This window comes from Sphingobium sp. ba1, from assembly GCF_000743655.1.
Lineage (GTDB): Bacteria > Pseudomonadota > Alphaproteobacteria > Sphingomonadales > Sphingomonadaceae > Sphingobium.
In genome coordinates, this window is record NZ_JPPQ01000069.1 from 1,077,365 (window position 1) to 1,089,480 (window position 12,116).

The following is a 12,116-nucleotide window of genomic DNA, read 5'->3' on the forward strand; positions in this document are numbered from 1 at the left end:
GGGTGGTGTCGGCTGATGGCGGTGTCCTGTTCGATGAGCCGTCGCTCTGCTGCTTCGCGGGGCGCGTCGATGCCGGTGAACTGGTCACTGCCGGAGCTGCCGTTGGCCCCATGCAGGAGCGTGCATCCGGAGACCTGCGGATCGTGCGCCCTCTGCATCGCGGGGTGCTTTGCGATATCGCGGCGGCCCGCGACTATCTGGCCTATGCCGTGCGATCGAGTGTCGGCCAGCGCAGGCTTCGCTCCTTTCGCGCAATCATCGGAGTGCCAGCTGACGCTACCAACGCAGAGCGTGGCGCGCTGCTCACCGCGGCAAACGATGCTGGTCTGGGGGCTGTCGAACTGTTGACGGAACCCTTGGCTGCCGCGTGGGGAGCAGGCCTTCAGGTCGATCATCCCCGCGGCTCCATGATCGTGGAATGCGGTGCCGGTACGACGGAGTCGGCCGTCCTGTCACTGGGCGGAACCTGCGCGACTGCATCCCTACGCGGTGGAGGCGATGCGCTTGATCGCGCGATTGCCGATCATCTCCATTTTCAGCACAAGTTCCTTATCGGCATGAACACTGCTGAACACGCGAAACGCGACATCGTCAGGATGCTCCAGGATCAGGCAGCCCCTGCCGCCACGATCCGGTTGAAGGGGCGCGACCTTGTGAACAGATTGCCCGCAGCCCTGGAACTGCCGATAGGTGATCTGCTCCCCGTGGTCGAAAAGCATATTGCCGGCATCACCAGGATGGTTGTGAACCTGCTGGGCCAGATATCGCCCGAACTGAGCCGCGATATCCACGATAACGGCATTGTCCTGACCGGCGGCAGTGCAGCCATCAATCTTGTCCGGCCGGCATTGGCCCAGGCCACCGGGCTGCATGTCGCCCTTGCTTCGAACAGCGCTTATTGCGTGGCAAGCGGCCTGCAAAAGGCGCTCCTGCACTGATCGGGGCGTGACACCTGGTTTGACTTGAAGATCGCTTGCGGCCATCATCGTGTCATGTTCCGGATTGCCACACGTCAGCGTCAGCGCTGCCATGCGAGTTCGCTTCTCGTGGGCCAATAGCCCCGGACAGCGAGAGCCGCGTCCGGCGCAGTCCGGGGCAAAACCGACCATCAGCCTTTACATCGCGCTTTTCCAGCGCACCGCGCCTGCATGACCGGCGCTGACGGAGAACACCATGACCACCCATCGCAAGGCCCGGGCCCGGCCACTGATCCAGATTCGTGAAACCGACGCTGAACGGATCGGAAATCTTGCCATCGAGGCGGAGGAACGGCTGCCGCAGGTGGCCGAACTGCTCCTCGCCGAGATCAACCGCGCCAGGATTGTGCAGGATTCCCGGCTGCCGGGGGATGTCGTCGCCATGCAATCGACTGTAAAGTTTGTTGACGAGGCGAGTGGCGCCGAGCGCACGCTGCAACTTGTCTACCCTCAAGCTGCCGACATCGAAGCGGGACGCATTTCGATCCTGTCGCTGGTTGGGGCTGGATTGCTCGGCCTGAGACCGGGGCAGTCGATCGCATGGCCCGATCGTGCCGGAAAGCAGCGGGCCTTGCGGATCATGGAAGTAAATCAGGAATAAGGTAAGGGCGGCACATCGCCCACCCGCACAATCGCGGGCATTCGGGCTCAGCCGGAAAACGTGACGGATGTTCGGGTGAGGCGCACCCCACCCGAAAGTCCGCCTGGTTCAGCGGATATTCCTGCGCTGCACCATGTTGACGATCCCGAGCAGGATCACGGCGCCGACGAAGGCAATGATCAGCCCGGTCAGAGAAAATTCCTGCACACTGCCGCTGATGCCGAGCAGTGGTCCGGCAACCGCATTGCCGATCAGCGAGCCGATGCAGCCGACAACGATATTCCAGAAAATGCCCATCGAGGCATCACGGTTCATCACCTTGCTGGCGAGCCAGCCGGCGATGCCGCCCACGATCAGTGCAATGATCCAACCCATAGTCTCTTCCTCCTCAGTTGCGGATTTCCAGGTGCGTCACGCTGACGTCCACGAATTGATCGTTGCCGATGTTTTCCGGTGCTTCGCCAGGTGACAGCATGACCCGCCAGATCAATGCCCCGATCGCCGAACCCACAAGAGGGGCGACCCAGAACAGCCACAATTGGCCCAGGGCCGCGGTGTCGGCGAAGATGGCCACGCCTGTGGACCGGGCCGGATTGACCGAGGTATTGGTGACGGGGATCGAGATCAGGTGGATCAGGGTCAGCGCCAGGCCGATCGCGATCGGCGCAAAGCCTGAAGGGGCCGCCTTTGATGTCGCCCCCAAAATGACGATCAGGAACCCTGCCGTCAGAACGATCTCGATCAGCAGGGCTGCCTGCATCGAGTAGCCGCCGGGGGACAGGTCGCCAAAGCCGTTCGATGCAAAACCGCCGGCGCTCCACCCGGTCTTGCCCGAGGCGATGGCGTAGAGCACGACTGCGGCGGCAACCGCGCCTACCACCTGAGCAATCCAGTACGGGATCAGCTCCTTCCACGAGAACCGATTGGCCAGCGCCAGCCCGAGCGAAACCGCGGGATTGAAATGGCCGCCGGAAATCCCGCCGACTGCATAGGCCATTGTCAGGACCGTCAGGCCGAAGGCCAGCGAGACACCGGTGAACCCGATGCCGAGCTCCGGAAATCCGGCGGCCAGGACGGCCGAACCGCAGCCTCCGAATACCAGCCAGAATGTGCCGACGAATTCGGCTGCGAATTTGCGTATCATTGGCTCTCCCCCTACGCTTGTGTGGTGCCATGAGACCAGTAGGCCGCGCCGCCCGTCAGCGGCCGAGCCGTCCTGCCATGCCCAGAATGTCGTCGAGTGGATTGCCATCGCCGTCGAGGTCGATCAGCGAGGCAAGACCGCCAAGACCGCCGCTTTGCGCCGCTCCGCCTTGAGTGCCGCCCATCTCGCCGCCGAGAACCTGGCCCAGCATGCCGCCAAGGCCGCCGCCCTGTCCGGTGTGAGTGGCCCCGCCGCCCGCCTTCTGGCTGGCCAGATACCCGGTGACGGCCATGGCCAGCAGCGGCAGCATCTTCTTGAGCAGCGCTTGATCGATGCCGGTCGATTGCGAGGCCTGGCCAGCAACAGTCCGGCTGACCTCCTTCGAGCCAAAGATCTGGCCCAGGATTTCATTGCCAGGTGCTGCGGGGGTCGGAGCACTGCCGGTCACTGCCTCCAGCAGGCCGCCGCCGCCGGCACCGCCCAGCATGTCGATCAGTCCGCCAAGACCGCCCGGCGCGGGCTGCGCCTGCTTCTTGAAGCCGCCGAGGATGGCGGGAAGCAGCGCCTCTGCTCCGGTGCGGGCTGTTGCGGGGTCGACACCCAGTTCACGTGATATGGATTCAAGCGCCCCAGTCTGTTTCATGATGTCTGCAATATTCACTGCGGCCTCCTGTTCGTAAATGACACCAGACGTGTCCGATAAACGTCATGATCATCGCCCATGACTTGCCAAAACAATATGGCTCCCGCACACTCGCTTTGGGATAATGTCAGAGAGCAAGGAGAAGCGCGATGAGTTTTTTCGGTAAGATCAAGGACGCCATTTTCGGCAAGAAGGCAGAGGCGGCTCCTGCTGCTCCTGCACAGACCACGGCGGCTCCCGCGGCACCGACCCCAGTCGCACCGCAGCCGGTTTCCGAAGTCGACGTGGAAGCCATCCTCAGTGGCCTTGCGGCAAAGTCCGACCAGAAACTCAACTGGCGAACCTCGATTGTCGACCTGATGAAGCTGCTCGGCCTCGATTCCAGCCTCACCGAGCGCAAGGGCCTCGCCCAGGAACTCGGTTACACCGGTGCGCTTGACGGTAGCGCTGAAATGAACATCTGGCTGCACAAGCAGGTCATGCGGGAACTGGCGGCCAATGGCGGCAAGGTTCCGGCCGAACTTCTGGATTGATCGTCAATCTGGGGGCGACCCAAACAGGGGATTTTCAGGAGAAGCACCATGGCTATCGCCAAAGTAATCGAAGTGATTTCCAGCTCGACGACGGGTTTTGAGGATGCGGTTTCCAGCGGCATTTCCAAGGCATCGGAGACCGTGAGCAATATCGAAGGTGCCTGGGTCAAGGACACCAAGGTCACCGTCAACGATGGCAAGATCAGCGAATGGCGGGTGATCCTGTCGATCACCTTCATCGTCAAATGACGCACCTTGGATACGGTCGCCGCTGACGACGGTTGCCGATGATGCACGATAAAGCCGAGGATCTGCCCTGCAGGTCCTCGGCTTTGTTCATATCTTGCCGGCTTGGCTGCGTAGGGGCGAGCCGGGGTTCGCCTTCAACGATCGACGATCGCGCTCAGCCGATGGTGGAAGGGGCGGTGCGGGGTTTCCCCGCGCGTCAGGTCGTGAAAGGTGCCGCCGCCCAGGATCGGCAGGATCCCCTCGACTTTGAGCAGGTCTTCGAAGCTGTGCACGTCGACATGAACATGTAGCCTGCCATCGAAATCGAAGCTGATGATCGCGTCTTTGGGGCATGCGCCCTGCAGCATGGTCAGGACCTTGTTCAGTTCGTCAGTGATCATCGAGGACCGCTGGTCAGGCAGGCGTTCTACACTTTGCTTTTGAGCCGGATTCTCGCTCATGGCCTCTCCCGATTTCCTGGTGTCCGGATGCAATGCCCCTCGATCAATGGCTGATCGCGGGATCCATGGTCTTGGCCTGATCGACCCATTTCTGGACCTGCGATGCAGCAGGCACTGCTCGGGTGAGCTTATTCGCCTCGTTCACCTCTTTCATTTTCGCTGCCAGGTTCTCGGCATTGCGGGTGGCCAGTTCCTTGACCGTGTCAACGCCGGCGGCCTCGAGCAGTTCGGAATATTCCTCGCCCACGCCTGAAATCCGCATCAGGTCGGCCATGTTGGCCCACTTGAGCAGCTGGCTGGCAGAAAATCCGGTTTGCGTGGCAACGTCGTCGCGGCCTTTGCGGCTGCCGCAGGCGCTGAGCAAATCGTCCGTGGTCTTGATGCCCGCTGCCTGCAGGGGTTCGGCGTACTTCGCTCCAATGCCTTCGATTTCATCGATCTTGTACGCCATCATCCACTCCTTGCTTTACGCCTTGCCTATTCTGCGACTGCCAGCCTAACCGGACTGATCAGGCCATGCAAACGCCGGTCAATATTTCTGTTGGCGGTCATAGAGGTCACGGTAGTGTTGCAGCTTCGTGACCCGCAGCCCCTGCATACCAGACCGGTCGACGGCGCGCTGCCAGGCGGCAAACTCCTCGATGGTCAGGTCATAGCGCTCGCAGGCTTCGTCGATGGTCAGCAGCCCACCGTTGACGGCAGCAACCACTTCGGCCTTGCGCCGAACGACCCAGCGTCGGGTGTCTCTTGGCGGCAGCGAATCGAGGGTGAGCAGCTCGCCGAGCGGCCCGATGACCGCAGCGGGACGGATTTTCTGGTTCTCAATCATAATGAATACCGATCGCCTGGCCGCAAGCGCTGGCGCCGTCTCCTTTGTCAGCAAGGTGTGGAAGCAATCATGGCCGGGAGGAGGTTAACATTGCGTGAGAGAAGGGGGCTTTGGGAACATCATGCGCCCGCTGTCCCGGATGCCGGAAGAAGCCGTGGGCTGTTGGGAGGGCGCGAGGTGAACGGGCCTGCTGACAATCCCGTGACTCTCAGCTGGGCGAACAAGAGCGGCATAACCAAGGTCAACAACGGTGCCGCCATTCCGTGGTGCAGGCTCTTGATGGCCGTCGTCGCACACGAACCCTGGCGTAGTGGCTCGACGGTTCTTCGACAGTTGACCTGCTTCGCCGACGATCTACGCTGGAGGTCCCATTAGACAAAAAGAACAGGAGAACGTCATGAAAGCACCAGCCACAACTATGCTTGCCCTCAGCCTGATGTTGGCTGCCTGCAACTCCAAACCGGAAGAGCCTGCAGATGCTTCGACAGAGACGGCACAAACGACAGCCAACGTGACCGCACCTGCCGCGCCCGCTGCGGCGATGAAGCAGGCTCCGGAAGGATTGCCCTCGCGCATCGCGCGTGAAGTCATCACGGCTAGCGGCCAGAAGTGCGACGGCATAGCGAAGGCGGAACGTCAGGCCAGCGATGGCACAATCGTCGCGAACTGCACCGGAGGTGAAACTTACCGGATTTATACCGAGGAAGGCAAAGGGCCTGTCGCATCAGCAATGTGATGTAGGGCTGCACGCGCTGGCTTGCCGCATACCAGTCTCTGCGCCGCCCGAGCGCGGAGACTGGATGATGGCTGCGAGATAATCGTCCTGCGGTGACGATTCTGAATCGCCTCATCACCTTGCGATTGCCATCGGATTTCTCTGCGAGCCCGTTCTGCAAACGGGCATGAACCTTAATCTAGCAATGGCGGGCTGATCCCTCTCTTCGAGCCCAAGCAGGGATGACCGGGATGAGTGCAGTAGAAATCATCAGCATTGCCGCAAGCATCAGCCTGCTTGCCGGTTGGCGGCTCTATCTCTGTATTTTCGCCGTGGGACTGGGCATGCGATTAGGGTGGATCGCCATGCCGGGGCACCTCCAGTCTCTCGATGCACTGGCCAGCTATTGGGTCCTCGTAATTGCCGGGGCCGGCGCAATCGTCGAATTCTTCGCGGACAAGATAAGCTGGCTCGATAGCGCCTGGGATATGGTCCACACGCTTGTTCGTCCAGTGGACGGAGCCTTGCTTGCCCTCGCGATTGTCGATGCCGGAAATCCGGTCTGGCAGATCGTCATCCTTCTCCTTGGCGGAGGAGCCACCCTGCTTGCGCATGGAGCCAAGGCGGGGACCAGGGCGCTCGTCAATACGAGCCCCGAGCCGGTCAGCAATATCGTTGTTTCGAGCGGAGAGGATGCCGTGACAGGCGGCGCCTTGATCGCAACTTTGGCCAGCCCAATGGCTGCGGGCCTCATTGCAATCGCGTTGCTGGCAAGCACGATTCTCATCCTGGTCTAGCTGCGCCGCTTGCTGAGAAGCGGATCTGGTCGGCCGGCGTCTTGAAGAGCCCATGGCCGTGAGCTGATTACCTCAGATTTTTCTGAAGCGAGACTTTCAGGCATCCCGTGACGCATGCCTAAAGCAAAAGAGAGTGGTTCGCCTCCTGCATCATGCCCGTGGCCGTGCGGGAGGCGAACTTGCAAACCCGAATCAGGCGGCTTCGGCCAGAGCCTGGGCAATCTGGTCCTTGAGCGCGAGGCGCTGCTTGCGCAGTTCGGTTTCGCGATCCTGCGACACCGGCGCGATGTTGGTTTCTGCGCGATGGATCTCGTCGTTAACTGCGTCATAGTCCACCAGCAGCTTGGCGAACCGGGTGTTCGACACCTTCAGTGCGTGGATCTGGTCCATCTGGTCAGGAAATTCTTCGCCCAGAGTGTGGGGGGTATTCGACATTCAAATTCTCCAATCGCAAACACGGCCCGGTCTCAAACACGGCAAGAAGAATCCCTCGCGCCGCGCCGGAGCTGGCCGTTCCCTAACCCTAGGGATGGCGAGCACAACTGTCGACGTCGCTTGAAGGCCGGAAGAAATCCTGCAGGCCGGCATAAAACAACGAATCCTTGCCTGCCGGCTTTGCGCCGAAGGACTTCTCGTTGTCAGGCAGCGGCGGCGCTTGCTACCAAAGGGCAGGAGACTTGAAAGGATAATTGTCCATGCCGAATGCCGACGCCGCCCGAGCACGCCTTTCGCAACAACTCACCGAACTCGAAGGCCGGCAGCAGCGCCTCGCTCAGGATCTGGCAGAACCCTTGAACCCGGATTCGTCCGAACAGGCGGTCGAGATGGAGGATGACGCCTCTCTCGAAGCGCAGGCCGCGCTGGTTGCGCGCGAAATTGCGTCGGTCAACCGGGCCTTGCTGCGCATCGAAAATGGCACCTATGGCGAATGCGTGCGCTGCGGCGATGCCATCGCTCCCAAGCGTCTTGAGGCGCGCCCGGAAGCAGCACTCTGCATTTCCTGCGCAAGCAGCGAGCAATGACCTCGTCCGATTGAAAGCGCATGACCGAAAGCCCTGCTCAGCCATGGCGTGACGTTCTGGATTTCTGGTTTCCGGAAGGGCGCACTGCTGATTTGGACGCAGAGACTCATCGCAAGCATTGGGTCTGGCGCATGCAGGGCGGTGCAGATGAGGCGATCGTCGCCAGGTTTGCGGAACTGACGGTGCGCGGGGCAGAAGGCGCGCTCGATCATTGGGCAGACGAACCAGAGGGCCGGCTCTCGCTCATTGTCGTGCTGGATCAGTTTTCACGGTCACTCTGGCGAGGCACGCCCCGGGTATTTGCGCATGATGCCGCAGCCTTGGCGCTGGCCATGGACGGTCTGAAGAACGGGCACTTTCAGGCCCTTGTGACACCCTGGTTCAAGATCGCCCACACCCAGCCACTCGGTCACTGGGAGGGCCCCGACCACCTTGAGCGCATTGATCTCCTCATCCGTCTGCGGGGAGAAATTGCTTCCACCGCCCCGGAACACTTGCAGTCGATCTATCGATCCCTGGTGAAACAGGCCGAAGACGTCCGCCAGGTCGTTGCAGCATTTGGCCGTCACCCGCACCGCAATGAGATCCTGGGCAGGCAATCGATGCCTGCGGAACAGGAGTACCTTGGAAAGGGCGCTTTTCCGCACCTGCGCGCATTTCAACCAGAACGGCTGTGACGGCAGGCCTGCACGGTTCTCGACCCCGGCAACCTTCACGTCAAGCAAGTGGCATTTTGTCAGACAGTTCGAGAAATGACCTGTTATGGTCCCAGCATGGGCCACGGCATGAGGGGAGACGTTCTTTGAGTACAGGCACGACAACAGCGCACATCGTCGAGACCGGTGAAAGTGCTTTTGCCGTCAGCATCGACGTGTCCGGCCATCACCTCATCGGCGATGAGCCTGTCGAACAGGGTGGCGGGGACCTGGGACCGGCGCCCTATGACCTGTTGCTGGCAGCACTGGGCGAATGCACGGCTATGACGGTGCGCTGGTATGCCCGTCAGCAGAACTGGCCGCTCGAACGCGTGGAAGTCACCCTGACGCATGCCAAGGACACGGTCGAAGGAAAGTCGGCAAAGACGGATCATTTCGCCAAAACAATCCGTGTCATCGGCCAGGATCTGTCCGATGAGCAGCGGGACAAGCTGATCACGGTCGCGGCACGCTGCCCGGTACAGCGCACGCTGGAGGGCACGCCGGTAATCACCACGGTTGCGGCAAGCTGACGAAACCCGCACCCCGACAGGAGAAATCAGGCGATGAGCTACTATATTTCCGCCAGGTTGAAGGTCCCGTTCGATGACGCCATCGCGCGCGCAGAGGCTGCGCTGAAGACGGAGGGGTTCGGCGTGATCAGCCGGATCGATATCCAGCAGACCCTCAAATCCAAGATCGACGCCGACTTCCGCCCCTATACTATCCTTGGCGCCTGCAACCCGACATTGGCGCACGAGGCGCTGCAACTGGAAGACAAGGTCGGCCTGATGCTGCCCTGCAATGTCATCGTGCAGCAGTCAGGTTCGGCCGAAGTTGAAGTCGCGGCGATTGACCCGGTGGCGTCCATGCAGGCCATCAGCAATCCTGAATTGGTAAAGGCGGCCGAGGTGGTCCGGGCCAAGCTCGCGCGCGCGATCGACCGGCTGCGGCAATCCGAAATTTAGACCATCGAAAATCAGCACAGGAGGAAGAGGATGAGCGCATTGGAAAATCTGAAGACGGAACTCGCCGCGTTGCGCGATGAGGCCAAGGTGCAGGCCCATCTGGGCAGCATGGAAGCTCAGCAGGAATGGCAGGAAGCCGAAACCAAATGGAACCACTTCGTGTCCGAAGCAGGCCTTCATGACAGCGAACAGAACATCAAGTCGGCGCTGGAGATCCTGGCTGACGAGCTGCGTGCGTCCTACGAGCGGCTGAAGAAGGCGCTCTGAGCTCCAATTCAAAGTCTACACAGATTCATGCCAAGTCGGGCCCATTGGCAACCTCTAATCCGATAGGCCCGATGGAGCCCAGTTTGATGACGTCACGCATTGCCCATCCATTGCTCCAGTCCCGGGTGATGGACGCCGAGGCGGCCGCGGCGCTGATCGCGCCGAGCACGACCGTGGGGATGAGCGGTTTTACCGGCGCGGGCTATCCCAAGGCGGTGCCGCAGGCGCTGGCGCGGCGGATCGAGGCGGCACACGCGGCCGGCGATCCGTTCGCGATCAGCGTGTGGACCGGCGCCTCGACAGGTCCCGAGCTGGACGGCGCACTGGCCAAGGCCAAGGGCATCGATTTTCGCCTGCCCTACAATTCCGATCCGATCGCCCGCGGACAGATCAACCGCGGCGAAATGAACTATTTCGACATGCACATCAGCCAGGTCGCGCCGATGGCGTGGCAGGGCTTCCTCGGCCCGCTGGATACCGCGCTGGTCGAAGTAACCGCGATCCTGCCAGATGGTTCGCTTGTCCCCGCCTCGTCAGTGGGCAACAACAAGACCTGGCTGGACCGCGCAGACCAGATCATCCTTGAGGTCAATCGCTGGCAGAACCCGGCGCTCGAGGGAATGCACGACATCTATTATGGAACGGCCCTGCCGCCGCACCGCGTGCCGATCCCGCTGATCAGGCCCGATGACCGGATCGGCCAGCCCACCTTTCGCTGCGATCCTGCCAAGATCGTCGCCATTGTCGAAACCGACACGCCTGATCGCAACCAGGCGTTTAAGGCGCCCGACCAGAGCGCACTCCTAATTGCCGGGTACCTGATGGAATTCTTCGCGCATGAAGTGGCCAAGGGGCGGCTGCCGGACAATCTGCTGCCGCTACAATCGGGCGTCGGCAATATCGCCAACGCCGTCCTGACGGGGCTGATCGACAGCCCGTTCGAGAACATGACCGCCTATACCGAGGTTTTGCAGGATGGGATGCTGGAGCTGCTCACCTCGGGCAAGCTGCGGATGGCCTCGTCGACCGCGTTTTCACTCAGCCCGGAAGCAGCGCATGCGCTCAATGCCGAAATGGACCGCTACCGGGAACGGATCATCCTGCGCCCGCAGGAAATGAGCAATCATCCAGAGCTGATCCGCCGGCTCGGCTGTATCGCCATGAACGGCATGATCGAGGCGGATATCTACGGCAACGTCAATTCCACCCATGTCATGGGATCGGCCATCCAGAACGGCATCGGCGGCTCGGGCGATTTTGCCCGCAATGCCTATATTTCGATCTTCATGGCGCCATCCACGGCCAAGGGTGGGGCGATTTCAACCATCGTGCCGCAAGTCAGCCACGTCGACCATATCAATCAGGATGTGCAGGTGGTCGTGACCGAGCAGGGCCTTGCCGATCTGCGCGGGCTAGCGCCGAAACAGCGCGCCCGGCTCATCATCGAGAAATGCGTCCACCCCGACTACCGGACCATGCTCGCCGATTATTACGAGCGCGCCCTGCGCGATTCCTACGGCAAGCATTCGCCGGCGCTGCTGACCGAGGCGCTGGCCTGGCACCAGCGCTTTATCACGACGGGTTCCATGCAATCGCCTGGCACCCAATGAGGCTTAGCGCCGCGTCATTGTCGGTGTTCCTTCTCCTGACTGCGAGTTGCAGTGGATCAGAGGTTCCCCGCACCCACGACATGCGCCACATGCCGAGAGTGCGGGCAGTGACCGATACAGTTGTCGAAGCACTGCGGAAAAACGCCGCGATTCTCAATCCGGGTCACTGAACCCCAAGTGTTGATAGAGCAAGACAGGCTCGAGCACACGCTGGAGCCAGCTTTTCGTCGCAATACCTTGATCAACCGTCGCCGGATCCGCTGCTACCTAGAGAGCTACCTAGCGATCTGCGAGCGGAAATCCGGTTGGCCCAAGGGCCATTTAATACGTTGAAATATATGGATAATTTGGTGGACGCACTTGGGCTCGAACCAAGGACCCGCTGATTAAGAGTCAGCTGCTCTACCAACTGAGCTATGCGTCCACACCGGCATCGGACTGTCTGGAAGAGCCAGTGTCCGTTGGCGTGGGCGGGCAATTAGCAGCGTCGGCCGGATTCGCAAACCCTAAATTGCGTTGCGGCGCAAAAAGTTTCAGCGCCGTGACATCGCACCGGCCTCACGCCCAGTTTCTATGCCCGCTGCTGCGGCGGTTGCTGCGGTCGATGGCCATGATGATCCCCACGC

19 protein-coding genes and 1 tRNA gene are annotated in these 12,116 nt (G+C 61.1%); 12 read left to right on the forward strand and 8 right to left on the reverse strand.

Annotated elements, in window-relative coordinates:
- Both IL54_RS08250 and rnk read left to right on the forward strand, forming a co-directional pair.
- Positions 1-938 (forward strand): rod shape-determining protein (locus IL54_RS08250; RefSeq protein ID WP_037474697.1); only part of this gene is annotated, 938 nt, incomplete at its 5' end.
- 235 nt (positions 939-1,173) lie between these two features.
- Positions 1,174-1,578, forward strand: a complete 405-nt coding sequence (rnk, locus tag IL54_RS08255) for a nucleoside diphosphate kinase regulator (RefSeq protein WP_037474700.1) — start codon at positions 1,174-1,176, stop codon at positions 1,576-1,578.
- 108 nt (positions 1,579-1,686) lie between these two features.
- Here the strand turns inward: rnk and IL54_RS08260 are convergent, their stop codons facing one another.
- The 3 genes from IL54_RS08260 to IL54_RS08270 are packed head-to-tail and all read right to left on the reverse strand — an operon-like array spanning position 1,687 to position 3,365.
- Complete coding sequence (locus IL54_RS08260) at positions 1,687-1,953, reverse strand: GlsB/YeaQ/YmgE family stress response membrane protein (protein WP_006952121.1); 267 nt, start codon at positions 1,951-1,953, stop codon at positions 1,687-1,689.
- A gap of 13 nt (positions 1,954-1,966) precedes the next feature.
- Positions 1,967-2,722: an aquaporin Z gene (aqpZ, locus tag IL54_RS08265; protein WP_037474706.1), complete on the reverse strand. Its 756-nt coding sequence runs from the start codon at positions 2,720-2,722 to the stop codon at positions 1,967-1,969.
- Positions 2,723-2,777: 55 nt separating this feature from the next.
- Positions 2,778-3,365, reverse strand: coding sequence for a DUF937 domain-containing protein (locus IL54_RS08270; RefSeq protein ID WP_237748820.1), 588 nt, complete (start codon positions 3,363-3,365; stop codon positions 2,778-2,780).
- Between the two features lie 149 nt (positions 3,366-3,514).
- On the opposite strand from IL54_RS08270, the gene IL54_RS08275 reads away from it, so the two are divergent.
- Positions 3,515-3,898, forward strand: coding sequence for a DUF3597 domain-containing protein (locus IL54_RS08275; RefSeq protein WP_037474711.1), 384 nt, complete (start codon positions 3,515-3,517; stop codon positions 3,896-3,898).
- Positions 3,899-3,946: 48 nt separating this feature from the next.
- Positions 3,947-4,147, forward strand: a complete 201-nt coding sequence (locus IL54_RS08280; protein WP_037474713.1) for a dodecin family protein — start codon at positions 3,947-3,949, stop codon at positions 4,145-4,147.
- A 134-nt stretch (positions 4,148-4,281) separates the two neighbouring features.
- On the opposite strand, the gene IL54_RS08285 is transcribed toward IL54_RS08280, so the two are convergent.
- The 3 genes from IL54_RS08285 to sciP all read right to left on the reverse strand — a co-directional run bounded on the left by IL54_RS08285 (position 4,282) and on the right by sciP (position 5,416).
- The gene (locus IL54_RS08285; RefSeq protein ID WP_237748821.1) at positions 4,282-4,620 is read right to left on the reverse strand and encodes a hypothetical protein; all 339 of its coding nucleotides are present in this window, start codon (positions 4,618-4,620) and stop codon (positions 4,282-4,284) included.
- Between the two features lie 10 nt (positions 4,621-4,630).
- Positions 4,631-5,038 (reverse strand): DUF4332 domain-containing protein, encoded by a 408-nt coding sequence (locus tag IL54_RS08290; protein WP_037478131.1) that lies wholly within the window; start codon positions 5,036-5,038, stop codon positions 4,631-4,633.
- A 78-nt stretch (positions 5,039-5,116) separates the two neighbouring features.
- Complete coding sequence (gene sciP, locus IL54_RS08295) at positions 5,117-5,416, reverse strand: CtrA inhibitor SciP (protein WP_037474717.1); 300 nt, start codon at positions 5,414-5,416, stop codon at positions 5,117-5,119.
- 397 nt (positions 5,417-5,813) lie between these two features.
- Here sciP and IL54_RS08300 point away from each other — a divergent pair, with 397 nt between their 5' ends.
- Both IL54_RS08300 and IL54_RS08305 read left to right on the forward strand, forming a co-directional pair.
- A complete protein-coding gene (locus IL54_RS08300; RefSeq protein WP_037474719.1) occupies positions 5,814-6,152 on the forward strand; it encodes a hypothetical protein in 339 nt (112 codons plus the stop codon).
- Between the two features lie 230 nt (positions 6,153-6,382).
- A complete protein-coding gene (locus IL54_RS08305) occupies positions 6,383-6,928 on the forward strand; it encodes a DUF4126 domain-containing protein (RefSeq protein ID WP_052027766.1) in 546 nt (181 codons plus the stop codon).
- A gap of 192 nt (positions 6,929-7,120) precedes the next feature.
- On the opposite strand, the gene IL54_RS08310 is transcribed toward IL54_RS08305, so the two are convergent.
- A complete protein-coding gene (locus tag IL54_RS08310) occupies positions 7,121-7,363 on the reverse strand; it encodes a YdcH family protein (RefSeq protein ID WP_037474720.1) in 243 nt (80 codons plus the stop codon).
- A gap of 260 nt (positions 7,364-7,623) precedes the next feature.
- On the opposite strand from IL54_RS08310, the gene IL54_RS08315 reads away from it, so the two are divergent.
- From IL54_RS08315 to IL54_RS08340, 6 genes are all read left to right on the forward strand, one after another.
- Positions 7,624-7,950: a TraR/DksA family transcriptional regulator gene (locus IL54_RS08315; RefSeq protein WP_037474721.1), complete on the forward strand. Its 327-nt coding sequence runs from the start codon at positions 7,624-7,626 to the stop codon at positions 7,948-7,950.
- Positions 7,951-7,970: 20 nt separating this feature from the next.
- Positions 7,971-8,627: a DUF924 family protein gene (locus tag IL54_RS08320; protein WP_037474722.1), complete on the forward strand. Its 657-nt coding sequence runs from the start codon at positions 7,971-7,973 to the stop codon at positions 8,625-8,627.
- 125 nt (positions 8,628-8,752) lie between these two features.
- Positions 8,753-9,178, forward strand: a complete 426-nt coding sequence (locus IL54_RS08325; RefSeq protein WP_037474723.1) for an OsmC family protein — start codon at positions 8,753-8,755, stop codon at positions 9,176-9,178.
- 33 nt (positions 9,179-9,211) lie between these two features.
- On the forward strand, positions 9,212-9,613 hold the full coding sequence (locus tag IL54_RS08330; protein WP_037474726.1) for a DUF302 domain-containing protein: 402 nt from the start codon (positions 9,212-9,214) through the stop codon (positions 9,611-9,613).
- Between the two features lie 30 nt (positions 9,614-9,643).
- Positions 9,644-9,880 carry a hypothetical protein gene (locus tag IL54_RS08335; RefSeq protein WP_037474728.1) on the forward strand — a complete coding sequence of 79 codons (237 nt, stop codon included), beginning with the start codon at positions 9,644-9,646 and terminating at the stop codon, positions 9,878-9,880.
- 86 nt (positions 9,881-9,966) lie between these two features.
- Positions 9,967-11,490: an acetyl-CoA hydrolase/transferase family protein gene (locus IL54_RS08340; RefSeq protein WP_202807662.1), complete on the forward strand. Its 1,524-nt coding sequence runs from the start codon at positions 9,967-9,969 to the stop codon at positions 11,488-11,490.
- Between the two features lie 348 nt (positions 11,491-11,838).
- On the opposite strand, the gene IL54_RS08345 is transcribed toward IL54_RS08340, so the two are convergent.
- Positions 11,839-11,914, reverse strand: a tRNA-Lys gene (locus tag IL54_RS08345).
- Between the last annotated feature and the right edge of the window lie 202 nt (positions 11,915-12,116).